Annotated in this window: 18 protein-coding genes; 11 read left to right on the top strand and 7 right to left on the bottom strand. The window is 40.6% G+C overall.

Annotated features, from left to right (window positions below; all coding sequences use genetic code 11):
* Positions 1 to 49 precede the first annotated feature (49 nt).
* The gene (locus AB1K80_RS10325; protein ID WP_412856529.1) at positions 50 to 1,150 is read left to right on the top strand and encodes a nitric oxide synthase oxygenase; all 1,101 of its coding nucleotides are present in this window, start codon (positions 50 to 52) and stop codon (positions 1,148 to 1,150) included.
* A gap of 22 nt (positions 1,151 to 1,172) precedes the next feature.
* Here the strand turns inward: AB1K80_RS10325 and AB1K80_RS10320 are convergent, their stop codons facing one another.
* Positions 1,173 to 1,448, bottom strand: a complete 276-nt coding sequence (locus AB1K80_RS10320) for an acylphosphatase (RefSeq protein WP_412856528.1) — start codon at positions 1,446 to 1,448, stop codon at positions 1,173 to 1,175.
* Between the two features lie 121 nt (positions 1,449 to 1,569).
* Between AB1K80_RS10320 and AB1K80_RS10315 the strand changes: the two genes are divergently transcribed.
* Positions 1,570 to 2,238 (top strand): MOSC domain-containing protein, encoded by a 669-nt coding sequence (locus AB1K80_RS10315; RefSeq protein ID WP_412856527.1) that lies wholly within the window; start codon positions 1,570 to 1,572, stop codon positions 2,236 to 2,238.
* A gap of 22 nt (positions 2,239 to 2,260) precedes the next feature.
* On the opposite strand, the gene AB1K80_RS10310 is transcribed toward AB1K80_RS10315, so the two are convergent.
* From AB1K80_RS10310 to map, 3 genes are all read right to left on the bottom strand, one after another.
* Positions 2,261 to 2,398 carry a YflJ family protein gene (locus AB1K80_RS10310; protein ID WP_412856526.1) on the bottom strand — a complete coding sequence of 46 codons (138 nt, stop codon included), beginning with the start codon at positions 2,396 to 2,398 and terminating at the stop codon, positions 2,261 to 2,263.
* 134 nt (positions 2,399 to 2,532) lie between these two features.
* Complete coding sequence (locus tag AB1K80_RS10305; protein ID WP_412856538.1) at positions 2,533 to 2,694, bottom strand: hypothetical protein; 162 nt, start codon at positions 2,692 to 2,694, stop codon at positions 2,533 to 2,535.
* A gap of 121 nt (positions 2,695 to 2,815) precedes the next feature.
* Entirely contained in the window at positions 2,816 to 3,565 is a 750-nt protein-coding gene (gene map / locus AB1K80_RS10300; protein WP_412856525.1) for a type I methionyl aminopeptidase, read from the bottom strand.
* A gap of 193 nt (positions 3,566 to 3,758) precedes the next feature.
* Here map and nagE point away from each other — a divergent pair, with 193 nt between their 5' ends.
* Positions 3,759 to 5,120, top strand: a complete 1,362-nt coding sequence (nagE, locus tag AB1K80_RS10295) for an N-acetylglucosamine-specific PTS transporter subunit IIBC (protein WP_412856537.1) — start codon at positions 3,759 to 3,761, stop codon at positions 5,118 to 5,120.
* A 207-nt stretch (positions 5,121 to 5,327) separates the two neighbouring features.
* Positions 5,328 to 5,834 carry a DoxX family protein gene (locus tag AB1K80_RS10290; protein ID WP_412856524.1) on the top strand — a complete coding sequence of 169 codons (507 nt, stop codon included), beginning with the start codon at positions 5,328 to 5,330 and terminating at the stop codon, positions 5,832 to 5,834.
* Between the two features lie 47 nt (positions 5,835 to 5,881).
* Here AB1K80_RS10290 and AB1K80_RS10285 read toward each other — a convergent pair whose 3' ends face one another.
* Positions 5,882 to 7,846, bottom strand: coding sequence for an LTA synthase family protein (locus tag AB1K80_RS10285; protein ID WP_412856523.1), 1,965 nt, complete (start codon positions 7,844 to 7,846; stop codon positions 5,882 to 5,884).
* A 564-nt stretch (positions 7,847 to 8,410) separates the two neighbouring features.
* Between AB1K80_RS10285 and AB1K80_RS10280 the strand changes: the two genes are divergently transcribed.
* The 6 genes from AB1K80_RS10280 (at position 8,411) to AB1K80_RS10255 (ending at position 16,472) form a co-directional block, all read left to right on the top strand.
* Positions 8,411 to 10,069: a pyridoxal phosphate-dependent decarboxylase family protein gene (locus AB1K80_RS10280; RefSeq protein ID WP_412856522.1), complete on the top strand. Its 1,659-nt coding sequence runs from the start codon at positions 8,411 to 8,413 to the stop codon at positions 10,067 to 10,069.
* 31 nt (positions 10,070 to 10,100) lie between these two features.
* Positions 10,101 to 11,825, top strand: coding sequence for a methyl-accepting chemotaxis protein (locus AB1K80_RS10275; RefSeq protein WP_412856521.1), 1,725 nt, complete (start codon positions 10,101 to 10,103; stop codon positions 11,823 to 11,825).
* Between the two features lie 241 nt (positions 11,826 to 12,066).
* On the top strand, positions 12,067 to 13,491 hold the full coding sequence (treP, locus tag AB1K80_RS10270) for a PTS system trehalose-specific EIIBC component (RefSeq protein ID WP_412856520.1): 1,425 nt from the start codon (positions 12,067 to 12,069) through the stop codon (positions 13,489 to 13,491).
* Between the two features lie 42 nt (positions 13,492 to 13,533).
* Positions 13,534 to 15,234 (top strand): alpha,alpha-phosphotrehalase, encoded by a 1,701-nt coding sequence (treC, locus tag AB1K80_RS10265; protein WP_412856519.1) that lies wholly within the window; start codon positions 13,534 to 13,536, stop codon positions 15,232 to 15,234.
* Positions 15,235 to 15,253: 19 nt separating this feature from the next.
* Positions 15,254 to 15,970 carry a trehalose operon repressor gene (treR, locus tag AB1K80_RS10260; protein WP_412856518.1) on the top strand — a complete coding sequence of 239 codons (717 nt, stop codon included), beginning with the start codon at positions 15,254 to 15,256 and terminating at the stop codon, positions 15,968 to 15,970.
* A gap of 67 nt (positions 15,971 to 16,037) precedes the next feature.
* Positions 16,038 to 16,472, top strand: coding sequence for a terpene synthase (locus tag AB1K80_RS10255; RefSeq protein WP_412856517.1), 435 nt, complete (start codon positions 16,038 to 16,040; stop codon positions 16,470 to 16,472).
* A gap of 63 nt (positions 16,473 to 16,535) precedes the next feature.
* On the opposite strand, the gene AB1K80_RS10250 is transcribed toward AB1K80_RS10255, so the two are convergent.
* Positions 16,536 to 20,795, bottom strand: a complete 4,260-nt coding sequence (locus AB1K80_RS10250) for a multifunctional 2',3'-cyclic-nucleotide 2'-phosphodiesterase/3'-nucleotidase/5'-nucleotidase (protein ID WP_412856516.1) — start codon at positions 20,793 to 20,795, stop codon at positions 16,536 to 16,538.
* Positions 20,796 to 21,049: 254 nt separating this feature from the next.
* On the opposite strand from AB1K80_RS10250, the gene AB1K80_RS10245 reads away from it, so the two are divergent.
* On the top strand, positions 21,050 to 21,568 hold the full coding sequence (locus tag AB1K80_RS10245; protein WP_412856515.1) for a type 1 glutamine amidotransferase domain-containing protein: 519 nt from the start codon (positions 21,050 to 21,052) through the stop codon (positions 21,566 to 21,568).
* A gap of 73 nt (positions 21,569 to 21,641) precedes the next feature.
* Here the strand turns inward: AB1K80_RS10245 and AB1K80_RS10240 are convergent, their stop codons facing one another.
* Positions 21,642 to 21,857: a DUF1128 domain-containing protein gene (locus tag AB1K80_RS10240; protein WP_412856514.1), complete on the bottom strand. Its 216-nt coding sequence runs from the start codon at positions 21,855 to 21,857 to the stop codon at positions 21,642 to 21,644.
* Between the last annotated feature and the right edge of the window lie 21 nt (positions 21,858 to 21,878).

The raw sequence follows: 21,878 nt of genomic DNA, 5'->3' as shown, positions 1-21,878 counted from the left end.
TTGAAACAGCTACAATGGATGTATTCGTATTAAAGTGAGGCGAGTATGTTTGGATAACCATCAAGCGTTGTGGAATGAGGCGGAAGCTTTCATTTCCTTATGCTATGAAGAATTAAACAAATCAAATGAAGAAAAAACAGCACGGTTGCATGAAATAAAAAAAGAGATTGAGGCTGAAGGTTTTTATACACATACAACAGAAGAATTAGCCCACGGTGCGAAGATGGCGTGGCGCAATAGCAATCGTTGCATAGGCCGTCTCTTTTGGTCGATGCTGCATGTGCATGATTGCAGACATGTGACAACAGAAGATGAGATAAAGGATGCGCTTTTTCATCATATTGAATATGCGACAAATGACGGAAAAATCAAACCGTCGATCACGATCTTTCCGCCAGAGCAACATGGACGGAAACAAGTCACCATCTACAATCACCAACTTGTTCGTTATGCTGGATACGAAACAGAACAAGGGATGATCGGTGATGAGGCATCACTTGAGTTCACAAGGTTGTGTGAAGCCCATGGATGGACAGGTGAACGGACACATTTTGATATACTGCCACTCATGTTTCAGTTGAACGATCAACCACCAGTTCGTTATGATCTGCCAAAAGAAATCATCAAAGAAGTACATATCACTCATCCTGAATACGATGAATTTCGTGATTTAGGGCTCAAATGGTATGCTGTCCCGATCATTGCGGATATGAAATTAGAGATCGGCGGCATACATTACAATGCCGCACCGTTTAATGGCTGGTACATGGGCACAGAAATAGGTGCACGGAATTTAGCCGATGAAAACCGTTATAATATGTTGAAAAAAGTGGCTTCCATTTTACACTTGGATACGACGAAGAGTGCATCATTATGGAAAGATAAAGCGTTAGTTGAATTGAATGTGGCGGTCCTTCACTCATATCGTGAAGCAGGAGTAACGATTGTCGACCACCATACGGCTGCACATCAGTTTAAACAATTTGAAAAGCAAGAAGAAGCAGCAGGGCGAAGCTTAACAGGGGATTGGACATGGTTAATTCCGCCAGTATCACCTGCCGCCACTCATATTTTCCATCGCAATTATGATCATACAATGGTCAAACCGAATTATTTTTATCAGGATAAGCCGTGGACAAAAAAAGCCTAGCATGAAAGCTAGGTTTTTTTATCTAGTATCCTTGAATCCGAAATGTTGAATAATGAGCGATTTCTGTGAGTGGATTGGTCTGAAAATCTGTGACCTTTGAGAACGGACTCCCTTTTCGAACTGCCTGTAAGAAGTCGTGAATGGCTTGCTCCTCACCTTCTACTTTCAACTCGACATGACCCTCTTCTGTATTTCGTACCCAACCCTTGATCCCTCGATGGGTCGCTTCTGACTGAACAAAATAACGAAAACCAACACCTTGAACTCGTCCTTTGACAATGGCATGATAATGAATCAATGTCATCTCCCCTTTTCCCCATCGTACCATAGCCTATAATGGTTCTTCATGCATTGACTATGATTTGGCTGTTCAACCATGTAAAATAGAAAATAAGAGACAATCGAAGGGGATGGCGATCGTGCAAAAGACGAGCTACGACATTGAAGGAATCCAAGTGGGACAACCTATTCTCACCTATATCAATGGAAAAGAAATCAAAACAGCCATCAACAAAAAGCGCATTCATGAGCCTATCTATTTAAGTAAACAACATTTTGAAGGAGACGGGCAGGGGGATTTGGTTCATCACGGAGGCGATGATAAAGCAGTCTGTGTGTTTCCATATGATCACTATGCACATTTTGAACAATTTTTAGGTGTTCCGTTACAGGAAGCTGCCTTCGGTGAGAATGTGACAGTGCATCAGCTTGTCGAAACAGAGGTGTGCATTGGTGATGTTTATCAACTTGGGGAAGCTTTTGTCGAGGTGAGTCAGCCAAGACAGCCATGTGTGAAACTGTCCTTGAAACACGGCAACATGAAGCTTGTGAAAGAAGTGCAGCAAACAGGATTTACTGGCTTTTACTTGCGTGTGTTAAAAGAAGGCATGGTATCGCCTCAACAACCGCTCATCCTAGTCGAAAAGGCTTCGCATTCTATCACGGTACAAGAGGTCAACGAAGTTACATATCAACAAGTAGATCCAGCGAGAGTGAAAGCTGTTCTTGAAGTGGATGCCCTAGCAGAAACAGTGAAGAAGTCATTATTAAAGCGAATACAGCATATCAAAAAAAGCCGTACATCGTGACATGATGTACGGCTTTCATAATTTATGAGCTTACTTTCTTCAGCTCGAGCAGATTTGCAAGAAAATAGGTTTTAAAGCTTTGAAGCTTTCTTCCTTCATGCTTGGTGACACCAAGCTTCTTTAATTCCTCGACATACCAGCCTTTGCTACCATAATGCATGATAGAAAACTCCTTTCAATAGAAACTGCCTGCATTGTAACATCTCAAAAAAGGACGTGAAAAGTGTACAGGTGTTCAGAAATGAAATCTGATTCTATCTGCCTATGATCCATGTATATGCTGGAAATGATGGATTATGAATTTGGTGGATTGAGGGTGACAACGATCATGCCAATCGTCATAATCATGATGACAACGCCAAGATAAGTCAGCATCGATTGTTTTTTCTTAATACCGATGACTGTCAAGATGATACTTTCTATAAAAAAGATGATACCTATAATGATGAACCACATATGAAATAATGACCCCTTTCGCTTATCTTTGCCTATTTTACCACAGGCATTTTTGTTTAGTCGTGTCAGATTCGTGAAGGACATGAAAAATCCCCTTCAATGAGAGAGGGGATCAAATGATTTAAAGCTTTGTTAAAATGATCGGTTCGTCTTTTGTGATGACAATCGTATGCTCAATCTGTGCGACAAGACTTTTATCCGGTGTTTTAAATGTCCAGCCATCATCTGCTTGGTAAATGGCTTCAGCATTTGTTGAAATAAAAGGTTCAAAAGCGATCACTGTCCCATTCTTAAACAGCGCATTATCAAATGGATCATAATAGTTCAAGATATGATTTGGCGCTTCATGCAGGCTTTTTCCAATGCCGTGGCCAGTCAAGTTTTTAATGACCGTAAAACCTTGTTCTTTTGCTGTATTGTAGACAGCACGACCAATTTGATTTTGTCTTTTCCCGGCTTTGGCATGCTTTAATCCTTCAAGGAACGCATCCTCCGCACACTGACACAATGCTTCAAGTCGGGCATCTCCTTTACCTAACACGAATGAGATCCCTGTGTCAGAATAATATCCGTCAAGTTCTGCGGAGATATCAATATTAATGAGGTCACCCTCTTGTAATATGGTTTTTTCACTTGGGATACCATGTGCAACTTCATCATTCACACTAATACAAGTTGTCCCTGGGAAATCGTATTCCTTTTCAGGTGCAGAATTCGCGCCATGTTCGTCTAGCACCTTTTTCCCGATCAAATCCAATTCTTTCGTGGACATGCCTGGTTTCGCTTGGCTTTTCATTTCTTCTCTTGCCAAAGCGACGATTCGGCCGACTTTTTTTAGGGCTTCTAACTCATGGTCATGTTTGACAATCACTGTTCATTCCCGCTTTCTATAACTAGATTCTTTTCAATTAGCTTACCACATTTTACGTTTAAAGAGTAAATGGGACGTTGCCATTTAGGTGTGGACAAATTGGTATAGATAACTAGATGTGCGTATGATATATTTTTTATGAACATCATGTACGTTTGTTCATGATGATGACAAAGGGGGGAGAAGTCATATGGTGTTTCAGTTTTTTCAAAAGCTAGGAAAATCTTTTATGCTTCCCATCGCTGTGCTTCCAGCAGCAGGAATTATTTTGGCTATTGGGCGGGAGGATGTCTTCAATATCCCATTTATTTATGCAGCAGGAAATGCAATTTTCGCAAATTTGGCACTCATATTTGCGATGGGGGTAGCGATAGGGATTTCAAAAGATGGCAATGGGGCAGCAGCGTTATCAGGAGCCATCTCTTATTTTATTTTGTCAGCTGGAACGACTTCCATTCATTCAACGAACAACATGGGGGTATTAGGTGGTATTTTATGTGGGCTCTTGGCAGGTTTCGTTTATAATCGATTCAAGGATACGAAACTGACGGAATACTTAGGGTTTTTTAGTGGAAGACGGCTTGTACCAATTGTCACAGCACTTTTCACCATTCTAATGGCTGCCATTTTCGGGTATGTGTGGCCACCGATACAAAGTGTCATCAATGATTTGGGAGAATGGATTTTAAGTCTTGGCGCAACGGGTGCGGGCCTTTTTGGGTTTTTTAACCGATTGCTCATTCCACTTGGACTTCATCATGTCCTCAATAACTTATTCTGGTTCCAATTCGGAGAATTCAACGGGGCAACAGGCGATTTGGCTCGGTTTTTTAAGGGGGATCCGAGTGCAGGCGTCTTTATGACAGGCTTTTTCCCAGTGATGATGTTTGGTCTGCCGGCTGCATGTCTTGCGATGGTGGTCACAGCCAAACCTGAAAAGCGGAAAGCAACAGCTGGATTGATGATTGGGATGGCATTGACATCATTGATTACAGGGATTACAGAACCAATAGAATTTTCATTCATGATCTTATCCCCACTGTTATATGGTGTCCATGCTATATTAACAGGTCTATCACTCTATATCGTCAACACCATTGGAATTCATAGTGGTTTTGCTTTTTCAGCAGGTGCAATTGACTATATCTTAAGCTTTGGAATCGCTCAACGACCGATTATGTTACTTGTCGTAGGGGTCGTGTATGGTGCGATATACTTTATCGTTTTCTATTTGCTCATTAAATGGCTGAACTTAAAAACCCCTGGTAGGGAAGATGATGACATAGTAGATGTTCCAGGGAATGAAGCCGCTTCTGCCGGAGCGAGTACGCTATTAGAGGGATTAGGCGGAAGAGACAATATCCATACGATCGATCATTGTGCAACACGGCTTCGTTTAACAGTTGCAGATACGGCATTAATAGATGAAGGAATCATAAAAAAAGCAGGAGCAAAAGGCATACTCACTTCAGGAAAAACATCCGTTCAAATCATCATCGGGACGAATGTGGAGTTTGTTGCAGATGACCTTCGGAAACAAGTAGATCAAGATTGAAGAAAGCGTTCAGCCAGTTTAAATGGGCTGAACGCTTTTTTGTCTATAAAATGTGGAGTAAAAGGAAAAAAATAACTCATTCATCATAATTCATGAACAATTTGTGAATATATATGTGAAAAGAATCACAAATGAAAAAATGCGTAGTATAATGTGATCATAAAGAAAATGTGAAATACTTCACATAATTTAAAGGGAGGCATCATCATGTTTACAAAATTCTTACAAACGAATATATGGGCAGCCGTTATCCTTTTGGTAGCAAGACTTTATATCGGATGGACTTGGCTCACATCTGGTTTTGGAAAATTAACAGGCGGGTTTGACGCATCAGGGTATTTGCAATTTGCCATAGCTGAACCTGTAGTGAAAGATGGAAACCTTGTGTACCCATTCTATGTCTGGTTTTTAGAGAACGTCGCTTTGGCGAATGCAGGTTTATTTAGTACATTGGTCATGTGGGGAGAACTCTTAGTTGGTTTAGGATTAATCGTAGGATTATTCACAAGAACGGCAGCCTTTTTCGGTAGCTTGATGAATGTCTCTTTCTTACTTGCTGGCACAGTGTCAGTCAACCCACTCCTTCTTATTATTGCAATCATCATTATGGTATCTAAAGGCAATGCAGGGAAATTTGGTTTAGACTATGTGGCAGGTCCAGTTGTCAAAAGAACCATGAAAAGAAAACCGCATTTAGAAGTCGCGTCTTCATAAATAAAAGCACCCTCAGCTTAGGCGAAGGGTGCTTTTTTGAATGAAAACTACTTTGAAGAAGAGTGAGCTTCGTCTTTTTCATCCTGTACTTTTTTTGTATAGTCATAGTCATTACGGTCAATAGGTGTAAATCCTTTAGGCTGGTAGTAACGGAGTAAGTCTTCTGTGACGATCTTATCAGAAGTCTCAAGTCTCTTTTTCACCGTTTCATTTTCTTGAACCGCTTTGTCAGTTGGCTCGATTTGCTCGCCTGTTTGATTGCTGTAATAGTGATTGCCTACTTTCGTGTAGTCTTTCGACACGAAATCCCCATTTCTAAATGGGACAAGCTCTTTAAATTGTTCAGATAAAATATCAGAACCAGACATGAGGTAGTTCTTCGTTTCCTCACCAAGCAGGTGCAGAAGAGTCGGGGCAACGTCGACTTCCCCAGCGTACTTATGAATCTGTCCGCCTTTCACCCCTGGTACATGAATAAAGAGCGGCACACGCATCAGCTGGGCATTCTCATAGTCTCCGATTTCTTCACCAATCACTTTTTCCATCGCTTCATTATGGTTTTCTGAAATGCCATAATGATCTCCATACATGATAATGACAGTGTTGTCATATAAACCTGACTTTTTCAAGTCTTGGAAGAATTGTTCGATGGCTTCATCTAAATAATGAGCGGATTGAAAGTATTGATCTACAACAGGATCTCCGAAATCACCAGGCTCAAAGTCCGTATCACCTTCATCCATACCAAATGGGAAATGGTTTGATAAGGTGACGAATTTTGAATAAAACGGCTGCTGCATGTTTTCTAGTATTGGCATTGATTCTTTGAAGAATGGCTTGTCTTTCAAACCGTAATTCTTTGTATTTTGTTCGTTCATATCGTAATACTCAGAATCATAAAACCTGTCATATCCAAAAGACTTAAACATTTCATTACGGTTCCAGAACGTTTTGGTATTCCCGTGGAACTCTGCGGACATGTAATCATCTTTCTTTAAAATGCCAGGCAGTGCTTGATACGTATTTTGTGCTTTGTTAATAAAAACAGAGCCTTGTGATAATGGAAACAACCCTGTATCTATCATAAATTCAGCATCAGACGTTTTTCCTTGTCCGGTTTGATGGAAGAAGTTATCAAAGTAAAACGTTTGGTTGTCATGTGCCAAAGAATTTAAGAATGGGGTTACTTCTTGTCCATTCACTTTATAATCAATGACAAAGTTTTGGAGAGATTCAAGAGAAATGGTGATCACGTTCATGCCTTTTGCTTTCCCGAAATAGGCAGGGGTAGGATCAGCATTGTTCGCTTTTAAATAATTCTCTACATCAATCACATCTGTTGAATTTGCTAGTGCACGCTGGCTGTTTGATTTCACATTTTGAATCGCATCAAACACTGTAAAGTTATACGTACCTAAATATTTCACAAGATAATTGCGGTCAAATGATCGTGATAAAAGCTCTGGTCGATCAATCTCTGCAGCAATTAAGTTTAATACAAAGATGATGATAGAGGACGCCATCACAAGTCGAAATGACTTTGGCTTCTGTACAGAAATGGTTCCTGTACTGTTTTGTTGCTTTCTTTTCATGCGTACGGCAAGGACAATCAATAGGATGGTATCGAGAAAATAAAACACATCCGTCCAACGCATGAGTGATAATGCACTATCTCCTAATTGTCCGCCATTCGTTCCTGCCTGCATCACGACAGGCAAGGTGATAAAGTCATTGAAGAAGCGATAGTACACGATGTTTGCGTATAGTAAAAAAGACATGAAAAAATGAATCACAATGATAGCGGCAGGCTGCCATGTTTTCTTGAACAATAAAGCAAAGCCAAGAAAGAACAAGCTGGAGCTAATAGGATTCACAAAAAGCAAAATATGCTGTAATACATTTGATATACCAAGTTTAAATTCAATTAAATAAGCCGAATATGTTTTGAGCCAAAGGAAGACGGCTGCAATGAAAAAGAAGCCGAGGGCTCTCTTTTGAATAAATGTTTTCATCATAACACTCCTTTTCTCCGATTACGGAAGAGGAACGAAAGAAAACGAACCATTAGAATATACCACGAAACAGAGAATTAGAAAAGTATAACCCATGTACACCTGTCCCAAATAAATACAGACGAAGCTGGAACATATCAGATGTTCGCGCACATTTTATGAAATTCAGCTGATATATTAACAGAAAATTCAGTCCCTTTTTCTGTTGTTATATCAATAAAATAGGTGAAAAGACACAAGTCTAAAGAATTAATTTTATTTCTACAGTGCGATTTTGAATGGATGATAGAGGTTTTCCTAATGTCTATGCCAGTTATGTCAGAAAAATGAACCAAAGCATAGAAAGTCAAGATGGATAAAAATTCCTAGTATATAATATATCAGTATACTTTAATGTAATCTAAATTCATTGTTTGCAATTTAATTTGTAAGGGTTTTATTCATTTTTCTAAATAAACAAATTATCTAAATATACTTAAGTGTATATTTACAGACTATAAACTTTTGAATTGAAGTCGATATAGAGATTGACAGGAAATCTTCCATTGAAAGGATTGATAGTATATGACTGTAAAAACAGAGAACCTCGTTCAAAACTGGTTTCCGAGTGAGGACGGAAATGCAGGGGAGCGTAAAGAACTCGTTAAATTAATGGAACAGATTATTTCAGGGGTCGATGACCTGAAAGATCCAAACCGTGCACACCTAAAGGGTGAAAAGAATCGAGGAGAGGACTTTTATCAACAGCTGACGGAAACAAGTCAAATTCCGGTAAATAGCCAAAAGACAGAGCATGTGAATGAAGAATTACTCAAGCTTTTACATAACCATCCATACCATACAAAGTATTTCTTCACGAACATCTTACCAATGGCAAGTACGCCAGGAATTTTAGGCATGTTGACGGCTATGCTCGTAAATGGAAACAACTTATGGGATGTTTATGGGCCAGCAGGTGCTGAAGCTGAAGTTAGAGTCGTCTCGATGATGTCTAAGCTCATTGGATATGATCCGAATAAGAGCGGAGGATACACTACTTGGGGTGGACAAGGGGCTATTTTCTCTGGACTTCGTTTAGCGATTGCAAAAGTCGCACCGAAGTCATCAAGAAAAGGTGTTCCGCAAAATCTATATGCGTTTTGTTCTGATGCAGCCCATTACAGCTTGTTTAAGTCAATGGAAGCAACAGGAATCGGCACAGACAATCTCATCAGAATTAAAACGAATAAGGACCATTCAATGGATGTGGAAGATTTACGTTGTCAAATGGAGCGCGTTGCACAAGATGGCGGGATTCCCGTTTATATTGTGGCAACAACAGGTACAACAGATGCCATTGCGATTGATGATGTGAAAAAGGTACGTGAAACGGCAGAAGAAATTGCTGAGAAGTTTGGACTGAAAGTGCCACATATTCATGCAGATTCAGCACTGGGCGGATTTTTTGCTTTCTTTAATGAATACAATCTATCTGAAAACCCGCTGCAATTCTCAGCAGGTGTTCTTCGTATGTTAAAAGAAATAAAAGAGAAATTCCAACATCTTTCTCTTGCAGACACCATGTGCTTTGATTTTCAAAAGCTCGGTCAAACACCTTACACCTCCAGTTTATTCTTAGTGAAAAACGCGGCTGATTTAAAGCGTTTGGATCTCGAAGAACAAGAAACGCCGTATGTTGGGCATAGAGGTTATGGTGAATACCATACGGGTTATACACTCGAATGCTCAAGAATGGGAAGCTCTATCAGCATGCTAAGCGTGTTGTTAACGTTTGGAATTGAAGGCTATCAGCGCTTACTCGGTCAATTTTTAGAGGTAAACCTTGCATTTAGAGAAGCATTACGTAAGGAAATTCCGCAAGCAGAAGTCGTCAATGATGACAACGTCGGAATGGCTACCTTATTTAGAATCTATCTAGATGACTCTCCGCGATTTAAACAAGAGATTTCTGGAGAGGCGACAGCCATTGAAATTGAGCGGAACAATGAATTGAACAAAATGTTGTTCGAAAAGCTTGGAGAGAAAAGAGACGAGATGTTCTTTGGAGACACAACGAAGTTTTTACTTGTGAATTCCACAGAAGGTCAAGAATTCTATCTAAGTGTAAGTAAGTTTTTTGTCATCTCACCATATACGTTACCGGAGCATATCCCTCATATCGTATCTTATTTAAAAGATGTGATTGCATCTGTTTGTGGCCAATTTGAAAGTGTACATGCTTAAATCAAATCTGAGAGTGGAGATGTAGAAAAAAATGGCGAAACAAAAGAAATTTGGAGGATTAACGATTTCCTCCAAAATCATGTCAGTCGTTGTCGGAATATTATTCGTAACCGTTGCATTATTCGTTTTAACATTTTATCTAGTCAGCCAGGATTTATCATCCCAATTATTAAAACAATTTGATCATCGCTTAACAACAGATATTGATACAGCTAAAAATGTAGTCGATGATGTTGAAGGAAATGTCCTTAGCATTACCGGGAAAGACGATCCCCTTTATATTGAGTTAAAAAAGAATTTCACTGAGCTTCAAGAAAATCATTCACTTGAGAACTTATACTTGTTATCAAACAAGGGCGGGAAAGAAAGAATCATTGTGTTAACTAATGAAGACAATGATTTTGATCAGGATTATCCATTTTCAGATGAGATGAAACAGGCTCTATCCCAAGATCAAGTGATTAAAAGTGATATTTACCATGACTCATTTGGAACGCATAAATCAGTCTTTTTACCACTGAAAGATGCAGATGGTGAAATCACTGGTATTCTAGGAATTGATTTAGATGCGTCGGTCGTACCAGAAACGACGAAGAAACTGACCATCTATATTAGTGTTGCATCAGCTATTGTCCTAATTGGTGGATTATTATTCTCATTTATCATGGGAAGAAGAATTGCAAAGCCAGCACGCTCGCTGATGGCAACTGCGAACCAAATTGCAGATGGAGACTTAACGGGAACAGTAGAGATACAAAGCAAAGACGAGATTGGTCAATTAGCGGTGTCCTTCCAGAAGATGCAGGAACGGATCAAAGACCTGATTGGCAAAATTTCGAATTCATCGCATGAAGTGTCTAAAATGTCTTCACAGCTTCGCACTGTGACAACTGAATCGAGTCAAAGTGCACAGCAAGTGTCTGAAGCAATGGTCAATATGAGTGAAGGCATCAATGACTCTGTGTCGAATATCTCGGAATGTACAACCTCTGTTGCTGAGATCGATACACAAATCGAAGGCGTCACAAGAGAAGTAGATGAAATGAAATCTGTTTCAACGAATGTACAAGAGCAGTCAGAATCAGGTCAAAAATTGGTGCAGCAAGTGCTTGAGCATTTGAATATCTTACACGATATGATGAGCAGCTCAAAACATGCAGCAGTCGAATTACAATCACATTCAACAAAAATTGAAGATGTGATCTCGATTATTACAGACATCTCTGCACAAACGAATTTACTCGCACTGAATGCTTCTATTGAAGCGGCACGTGTTGGTGAAGCAGGAAAAGGGTTTGCGGTTGTCGCAGATGAAGTTCGGAAACTAGCTGAGCAATCGGCTGATGCGGCGAAGACGGTGTCAGACTTAGTCATTGGCACACAAGAAAACAGTCAACGTGTCCTTGAAAGCGTAGAAGAAAGCAGTCGAGCAGTAGAAGAAGGACGTATGCAAATGCAAGGAACGTCTCAGAACTTCGCTGGGATTCACGACGGAGTATCTCAATTCGCTAAGAGAACGAACAACTTGCTTGAATCCATTCAACAAGTCGAACGCGCATATCAAACGATTTCAACATCGATTGAACAAATTTCTGTTGTGTCAGAAGAACATGCAGCAAGCTCTCAAGAGGTAGCAGCAGCAACTGAACAGCAAAGTGCTGGAATCCAGCAAATTTCAAGTGCCATTGAACAGCTCTCTGTCATGTCAGAGGATCTCGCTCAAATGGTATCAACATTCAAAATCGATAAGCAATAACTGAAAAAGCTGACCCCTGTGAGAGAGGGTCAGCTTTTTTGCTATGCTAATGGACCAAATAGGCAATCGGTAATGGGAAATTTGCTGGTGAAGAAACCACTACCTCTAAACACATCGAGTCATTTTTTGTGAAAGCGCTATATTTTTATATTGACTACATGTATATACAAGTATAAAATATGATGTAAACATGTATATACAAGTTTGATTATTTTCTGAATACGATCTCGGAGGGGATAGCATGGCTGATTATCAGGCAACAGCAGATCAGATTGTGAAAGCCGTAGGCGGTAAGGAAAACATTGATCAAGCCACACATTGTGTCACAAGACTTCGTTTTGTGCTGAAGGATGAAGGGGTAGTAGATGAAAAAGCGCTTGAACAAATTGACGAGGTGAAAGGATCGTTCTCAGCAAATGGACAATATCAAGTGGTGATCGGTCAAGGAACCGTCAATCGTGTCTATGCGGAAATGGTTCGGCAAACGGGGATAGGGGAAGCAACGAAAGAGGATGTCAAACGTGCCTCTGATCAAAAATTGAATCCATTGCAACGTGCTGTGAAAACGCTTGCGGACATCTTTATTCCAATTCTCCCTGCCATTGTTACAGCTGGTTTATTGATGGGGATTTATAATATCTTAACTGCTCCTGACATTTTCTTTCATCAACAGTCCATTGTGGATGTGTATCCAGTATGGGCTGATTTAGCAAATATGATCAATTTAATTGCAGGCACAGCTTTTACGTTCTTGCCGGCATTAATTGGTTGGTCGGCTGTGAAACGGTTTGGTGGTAATCCACTTTTAGGAATGGTACTAGGACTGATGCTTGTGCATCCAGACTTATTAAATGCTTGGGGCTATGGAGCGGCTGAAAAGTCTGGTGACATTCCAGTCTGGCATTTATTTGGGCTTGACGTGCAGAAGGTGGGGTACCAAGGGCAGGTTCTCCCAATCCTTGTCGCATCCTATTTGCTTGCAAAGCTAGAATTATTTATTACAAAACGCACGCCTGAAAGCATTCAGCTGTTAGTCGTTGCTCCAATCACGTTGTTATCCATTGGCTTTTTATCTTTTATCGTCATTGGACCGGTCACATTTGCCATCGGAAACGTGCTGACATCTGGACTCGTGACAGTATTCCAACAATTCGCGGCACTTGGCGGTCTTTTATACGGGGGGCTTTATGCAGCGCTAGTCATTACAGGAATGCACCATACGTTCCTCGCGGTCGATATTCAATTAATCAACTCAACACTGCACGGCACGTTCCTATGGCCAATGCTCGCCTTATCCAATATTGCACAAGGATCTGCTGCACTTGCGATGATGTTTGTATTAAAGGAGGAAAAACAGAAAGGGCTATCGCTGACATCAAGTATTTCTGCTTATTTAGGGATTACTGAACCGGCGATGTTTGGAGTGAACCTCCGCTATCGATATCCATTTGTCTTTGCGCTCATCAGTTCAGGAATCGCAGGCATGTTTATCGCCTCTCAAGGCGTACTTGCAAGCTCAGTTGGCGTTGGGGGGATTCCAGGCATCTTCTCTATCATTCCGACATATTGGGGCGCATTTGCGATTGGAATGGTCATCGTTCTCATTGTTCCATTCATCGGGACTCTATTATATGCAAAATGGAAGAAAACAAGGGATGAGAAGTAATTCTGACTAATAAAAGAACATAACTAGTGGTGGTGAAGGAAGTTGAATCAAAAAATGAATGAACCATGGTGGAAACGAGCAATCGTCTATCAAATCTATCCAAAGAGTTTCTTAGATACAACTGGCTCTGGTACAGGTGATATCAATGGTGTGACCAAAAAGCTCGACTATATCCGAGAGCTTGGGGCGGATTGTATTTGGCTTACTCCTATGTATGAATCGCCACAGTACGATAATGGCTATGACATTAGTGATTATCAAAAAATACACGAGATGTACGGTACCATGAGCGATTTTGAGCACATGCTCCAAGAAGCGCATCAACGAGGCATTCGTGTCATTATGGATCTTGCGGTGAATCATACGTCCATTTTCCATGAATGGTTCCAAGCTTCACGTCAATCAAAAGAAAATCCTTATCGAGACTATTATATTTGGAAAGAGCCAAAACCAGACGGTTCTCCACCGAATGATTGGCAATCAAAATTTGGTGGTCCAGCTTGGGAGCGAGATGAAGCAACAGGAGATTACTATCTTCATTTATATGATGTGACCCAAGCAGATGTAAATTGGGAAAATGAAGAGGTACGCAAGCAAGTATATGACATTATGCATTTTTGGTTTGAAAAAGGAATTGATGGCTTTAGGCTAGATGTCATTAATAATATTTCAAAGGATCAACGCTTTTTAGATGATGCGGGTCAGTCTGTGCAAGGAGATGGGCGCAAGTACTATACGGATGGTCCGAGAATTCATGAGTTTCTGCAAGAGATGAACCAAGAAGTTTTTTCAAAATACGATAGTATGACGGTCGGAGAGATGTCTTCAACAAATATTGTCGATTGCATTCGATACACAAGACCTGACCGAAAAGAGCTTGATATGACCTTTAACTTTCATCATTTAAAAGTGGATTATCCAAATGGTGAAAAGTGGGCTGTTGCCCCATTTGACTTTCTTGCATTGAAGTCAATTCTGTCTGAATGGCAGGTGAAAATGCATGAAGGTGGTGGCTGGAATGCACTATTCTGGTGCAACCATGATCAGCCACGGATCGTCTCTAGGTACGGCGATGATGACACATATCATCAGCAATCAGCAAAAATGCTGGCGACAACCATTCATCTGATGCAAGGGACACCCTATATTTATCAAGGTGAGGAAATCGGCATGAAAAATCCTCGGTTTGAGGACATTTCTTCCTATCGAGATGTCGAATCACTGAATATGTATGAAGTGATGCTTCAAAAGGGAAGGTCAAAAGAAGAAGCACTGGAGATTTTACAAGTCAAATCAAGAGATAATGCCCGGACACCGATGCAATGGACATCGGGGGAAAACGCAGGATTCTCAACAGGGACGCCTTGGATTGCGCCTGCAAAGAACAAAATTTCAGTGGAATCATCCTTAAAAGACCCAACATCCATTTTTTATCATTATCAAGCCCTTTGCAGACTCCGTAAAGAGTACGATGTGATCACATATGGCAGCTTCACTTTGATCATGCCAGACGATCCAAAGATCTTTGCTTATGTCAGAGAAGGAAAAGATGAGAAAATCCTCGTCATTAACCACTTTTATGGTGGAGAGGCGGATTTTTCACTTCCGGATGATTGGTTAGAGGAAATAGATGAGATGAATAGCCAAGTGCTGTTATCCAATTATGAAGATGTGCCAAAAGAGATAAAGGGCTTTACGTTGCGTCCATACGAGTCAATCGTTTATCATTTAACCAAACGCTAGAAAATGGGGCGGACGGAAAATGAAAGAAAATAAGTTTCGAGCGATTTATGAACAACTTGCTAGACGGATTGAACAAGGTGAATGGCAGGAGAAAGGCATTCTCCCATCAGAGCACGAACTATCGATCATGTATGACACGTCGCGGGAAACCGTAAGAAAGGCGCTCAACATCCTTGTCCAAAATGGATATATCCAAAAGATTCGCGGAAAAGGATCGGTTCTGCTCAATCGGGAGAAAATGCAGTTTCCCGTATCAGGTCTTGTTAGCTTTAAAGAGCTTTCCCAGACGCTTGGCCGAAAGACGGTCACAACTGTACATGAATTCGGATTAAAGAAACCGGAGCCTTATATTCAGTCTCAACTGAAAATCAATGAACAGGAAGATGTCTGGGAAGTCATTCGTTCTCGTAATATTAGTGGAGAAGAGGTCATTTTAGACAAAGATTACTTTTTGCAAAAACATGTGCCTTCACTGACGAAGGACATTTGTGAAGGATCGATCTACGAGTATATCGAAGGAGAGCTCGGTGTATCCATTAGTTATGCACAAAAGGAATTTGTGGTTGAACCATGTACAGAAAAGGATGCCAAATATCTGGATTTAAAGGGGTTTGACCATGTGGTTGTCGTGAAGAATTATGTGTTCCTAGAGGATACGAGTCTTTTCCAATACACAGAAAGTCGTCACCGGTTAGATCGTTTCAGGTTTGTTGACTTTGCAAGGAGAGAGAAGTAGACAGAGCGTAGGCTCTGTCTATTTCAGGTTAGGTATAGAGATAACGAAATACTTCTCAGGAGGAAAGATGATTAGTCTGAATAGAGTTTTAAATTGTCGTGATTTAGAAATTTTTCGTGTGTTGAAACATCATCAAACTTTATGTTATGTCATCATTGAAGATACACGAAAACCATTTACGGAAGAAGACAGGAAACTAGACCCGTTATGTCATATGGACGAAGAAGATATTCGTGCGATTTTGAATGTGCTCCATATTTCAATTCTGAATGATGAACCATTAAGTGAAGAGGATTCCACTCTAGTCAAATCGTACTTTGCTGATTTTGTGAATCATACAAACTTAACGAATTTTATGACGAGAGAATATGTGTTTAAGGATTTATACGATGCCGATGATGAAGAAGAGATGACTTTCTTTAATCGAATGTTACGTCATATAGGCTCAGATGATGTGAAAGAATTTGACGATGAAAATTGGATTTATTTATCTCAAGATTGATGTTGCCTTTTGAAGGATTTCTTTCATGAAAAATGGACAGAGCGTAGGCTCTGTCCATTTGTATTAAGAAGACACATCTTTTCTAGTTCGTTTGCGTTGGTAGTAATACAGAATACCACCTAAGGTCACCATAAGTAAGCCAATGAATACAGCTGTATACATCATTGTTGCTGTATTTGGCAGTGTACCGCCTGGCAGATTCGATCCGTTTTGATTTGGATCTGTTCCGCCTTCTCCTGGTTGATTTGGTACAGTGCCACCTGCTTCATTTTCATTGAGCACAGTATACTCACTAAAGTGGGTGGTTTCACCTGTCACGACCCCGTTTTGAAAAGATCCGTTTTTCGTTTGAGTGAAACGGTTTTTCTCTCGATCAACGTAATACACAGCTGGCTTTTTCGCCTGCTCCGGCGCATCAAGTGTAAAGGAGAGTGTAACAGGGTCTTTAAAGGTCGAGATGTTTTTCTGATCTTGTTTGATTTGGAAATCAAATGTATTTGTCAGCGCGTTTTTCACTTTGTTTGTTTCTTTCATCCATATAGCTGCTTGTTTCTCGTCTAGGTTGGAAAGCGGTAATTCTAGTCCTACTTTGTCATGATAGATGCTGACATTAGGGTCTTGTTCTCTTTTCTTCAGTTCAGCTACTTGCGCTTTGGATAGCGACAATTGGACATTTTTCTCTTTGCTTGCATTGTCTAGATAGAGCAGTGCTTTATTTGAATGCTGTACATAACTTTTGAAACTTTCGTCATCTTGAATGTCATAGGCTCCTTTTCCTTTTGCATGAGGAAGGAACACTTCTCTTACTCGATGATCAATGACAGGAGAAATATGGCCGTCCGCTTTTTCAATTTGTTCTTTGAATATTTCATAATCGACATAGCCTAAGTCTTCTCCATAAGAGGCTTCTGTAAAGACACTATAGCCGTCACCACCTGTGCCAACAAATGCGTTTGTCGCCACTCGGTATGTTTTTTGGTCATCAATGTCAGACAGGTTGCCATCTTGATCTTTGAGTTTGACATCAATCAGCCGATTGCCTGCCGGTTTATTGAGTGTAAACGTATATTCTATGCCAGCCACATGAGGAAACGCGCCTCCGCCTTCCTCGATACCTGACAATCCTTGTTCGAGCGCTTTTTTAATTTGGCTCCCTTTTAAATCTGCGACATATAACGTGTTTCCGAATGGCATGACCGTTAAAATATCCCCTAATGTCACATCGCCTTTTTCAATGCTTCCTCGGATACCACCGCCATTTGTGATCGCAAGGTCCGCACCAGCAGATTCTCGCGCTTTCTGTAGCATTCCATCGGCAATAAAGTTCCCAAGATTGGTTTCCTTTGAACGGACGTGTTCACGTTGTCCATCAAGCAGGACATCGGTGTAACCGACCTTTTCTGTTTTTAAATCTTGGATATCTGCTTTGTATTGATCAAGGATTGCTTTTGCCTCGGCATCTTCTTTTACAGAGTCATCAATGGTGATGAGGTCAAAAGCAGATTCTTTTGGTTGTACGACACCTTTTTGATTAAAAGCGACGTCTACTTTTCCTAAAAATTGTCCATGATCTTTCACTTGTGCCACAATGGTCGGCTCTTTTTTATTGATGACCTTTAATTTTTCTACAAGGGTATGGGTGTGACCACCAACAATTAAATCAATGCCATCTACTTGTTTGGCAAGCTCAAGGTCTCGGTTGTAGCCAATGTGTGTGAGCGCAATGATTTTATTGACTTTTTCTTCAGATTGAATGGTGTTGACTGTTTCTTTTGCTTTCTTGTAAGCATCTTGAAATTGAATATTTGGCCCACTGCTTGATGTAATGGCGGTGTCTTCAGTTGTTAAACCGAACACGGCTACTTTTTCACCATTGACATCAAGTAGGATGTAAGGGTAAATCCCGGCTTCTTTTTTCTTGCCAGCTTTCAAGGTCGTCGGTTTCTTCACTAAATCGTTTAGCTGCTTCTCCTTTGAGACATCCACATTCGAGGAGACGACTGGAAAGTTAGGCTTTTCAAAGTGATGACGGTTGTTGGCATCTACGTTTGAAGCATCTCCTGTGAGGAATTGACGAAGAACGGTTGGTCCTTTATCAAATTCATGATTACCAAATGTCATCGCATCATACTTCATCAAATTCATCAATTTCAGATCAGCGAGTCCATGCCATTTCGTGAAGTATAGGTTACCAGAGAAAACATCCCCAGCATCTAATAAAATGTTGTTTTCATGTTGTGCGCGAACTTCTTTGATCTTCGTGGCACGTCTTGCGGCATCATCAAGGTGTGCATGCGTATCGTTCGTATGCATGACAGTTAAATTCCAGTGGTCTGATGTAGGTGGTTCTGTTGTCCCATCATCATTGAAGGATAACTTGTACACACCCAGTCCATCTGTACTTGCATCACGCACAAAATTCACGTTCTTCGATGTGTCAGCAAACGGTTTGGCGAGCAAGGAAGATTCAAAGGTTAAAGTAGCGCCCTTGACTGGTGCGATCGACCAGTTTTGATCCGCACTAGGGTTGATGGTTTTTTGTTCAATAATATAATCCATCAGTACTTGACGGTTTTCATCTGCGGATGCAAAGACGACTTTATCTTGGGTCAAATGCGGGAAACCTCCACCGCCTGATGCTCGATAGTTGTTCGTTACGACTAAAAATTCTTGATTGAGAGAGACAGGTTTTCCGTTATATGACAGGTTCTTGATGCGGTTCGCATTGGCATTTACCAGTGTACCTGTCGTACTGTATTTAGCAGGTTGTGTCACATCTATTTGATACGTCACACCATCAATGACATCAAAGTTATACGAGCGATATTCTTCGTTTAGAATAGGTTGTTCAGACGCTTTGTTTGGTTTGATTTGGTTGAATTGTCCGGCAGTCATCTCTAACCAATCTTTTACTTCACTGCCTTTGAGTTTTACGATTTGCACGGTGTTATCGTAAAGGTAAAGATCACCGATATGTTTAATCGCTAAATTTCCTTTTGCGATATTTGTATAATAATTCACACCATTTCGGCCACCCGCTTTGAATGGTGCACCCGCAGATAGAATGGGCAAGTTTTTGTATGCGGTATCCTTCATTTTATCTTGTGCATACCATTTTTGTGCATCTGTCACGATTTGAATCGAAGGGTCATCCATCACTTGGGCAAAAAAGCTGTTAATGTTTGCTTCTGTTTTTCCAACAGGCTTTCTGACGTAATCTAGCGTGTGTTGGTGGGTCGTTTGGATGGAATCTTTCACTGTACTGTTTTGGGATGTCACCCCGGCAATAGATTCAATTTTGCCTGTTCCGTTTGTGACCTTCCAGTTGCTGCCGTCTGGCTCTAATGTTAAATCAATGACTCCGAGGTAGCTTCCCCAGTTTTTTGACATGACGACTGGAATGCCATTGATCGTCCCTTTTGACACATCAAATTTGTCTACACCGCTGTATTCAGCGCTCGGGAATGAGCCATGCTGGTGGCCAGACACGATCGCATCAATGCCTTTTGTTTTCGTGGCAAGGTCAAAGATCATATTTTCTGATCCTTTAGGTGAAGCGGTCTTTTCAATTCCTGTATGGGCAAGAGCGATGATGATATCCGCACCTTTCTTCTTCATTTCAGGAATCGTTTCATTGGCAGACTCGACAATATCTTGCACCTTGACTTGTCCATCTAAATGTTTCTTATCCCACGTCATAATTTGAGGAGGGACAAATCCTATGTAACCAACTTTTACAGTTTGAGATTGTCCATTTGTATCTTTGAAGGTTTTATCTTTGATGACATAAGGAGTAAAACGATGTTCTCCGTTTAACTTTTTGACGTTCGCATTTACAATCGGGAAGTTTGCTCCAGCGATGGTCCCGTCTAGGAAAGATAATCCGTAGTTAAATTCATGATTGCCAAGTGTTCCGGCATCGTATTTTAGTTGATTCAGTGTGTGAATAATGGGATGAATTTTTGTTTGATTTGTGATGCTCTCTTGATCATGTTTGTAAACGTATTCACCGAGAGGGTTTCCTTGAATCAAATCTCCATTGTCAACAAGGAGAGTGTTTGGATTTTGGGAACGGTGTTTTTCGATCAGCTCAGCCGTTTTCGCCAGCCCAAATTCATTTGTTTCTTTGTCACTGTAGTAATCGTAATTCATCATATTGGCATGGATATCTGTTGTCGCTAAGATACTTACTTGAACGGCACTGCCGCTTTTTGTTTCTGCATGAACGGGTATTGCTGGGAGAATGAGACTAATCATCATCATGGAAGTGAGCAGAATAGACAGGTTTTTCTTTTGGTTAAAACGATGTACTTGCTTCTTCACCTGATCTCCGCCTTTCTAATTATTTTGGCCACAATACCTATTGTAGGAATGTTTCGTGAACTTTTGTAGTGATTTTTTGAATAATATTGTAAAGATGACATAAATCATACAAATGACCTTAATGAGGGAATTCAAATGAGTCTAATTGCTTATTTTTGTTGTAAGCGGTTTTCAGATAGGGTAGGCATGTTTGTTTTCAATCCGTAAGGGTATAGTGTGTAATGTAAATAAACATGATGCAGGAGGGTTTTTACATGGGTAAGAAAATTGCCGTTGTACTAACAGATTACTTTGAGGATGTAGAATTCACTGAGCCTGCGAAAGCCTTTCAAGAAGCAGGACATGAAATCACAGTCATTGAAAATGAAAAAGGAAAAACGGTGAAAGGGAAGCAAGGAGAGGCAGAAGTCAAAGTTGATGCGTCTATTGATCAGGTGAAGCCAGAAGACTTCGATGCACTTCTCATCCCTGGCGGATTTTCCCCAGACATATTGCGTGCTGATGATCGTTATGTCCAATTTGCAAAAGCATTTATGGATGAGAAAAAACCAGTCTTCGCTATTTGTCACGGTCCGCAATTGCTCATTACAGCTAAGACGCTAGAGGGTAGAGGTGCTACCGGTTATACCTCTATTCAAGTGGATATGGAAAATGCAGGGGCGAAGTTCAAAGATGAAGAAGTTGTTGTGTGTCAGGATCAGCTCGTGACAAGCCGTACACCAGACGACATCCCAGCATTTAACCGTGAATCATTAAAATTACTTGCGAAATAAGCAACACCAATAGTAGAAAAAAGCCAGCCCTTGATCAGGTGCTGGCTTTTTAATGTGACATCGATGTAAGAAGTTATTTTCTTAACTGTTTCAGTTCACTTGCGATGGCTTGCATTTCACTAGGGCTGAAGGAAGATTTTTTCATCACCATTTGGTGAAGGAATTCAATATCTTCGAACTTGTCTGGACTGAAGTCCTCGGCTCTGATGACTCCAATGTTCAGCATGTTTAACTTCTGTGAAATCTCTTCAATTAGCTGATTGACTTCAGCCGCTTTTTGCTCTGACAAGGGCGGCACGTCCTTTCCTGC

The sequence above is a fragment of the Bacillus sp. 179-C3.3 HS genome (assembly GCF_047229225.1).
GTDB lineage: Bacteria > Bacillota > Bacilli > Bacillales > Bacillaceae > Bacillus.
This window is presented reverse-complemented; position numbering and strand designations above follow the sequence as displayed.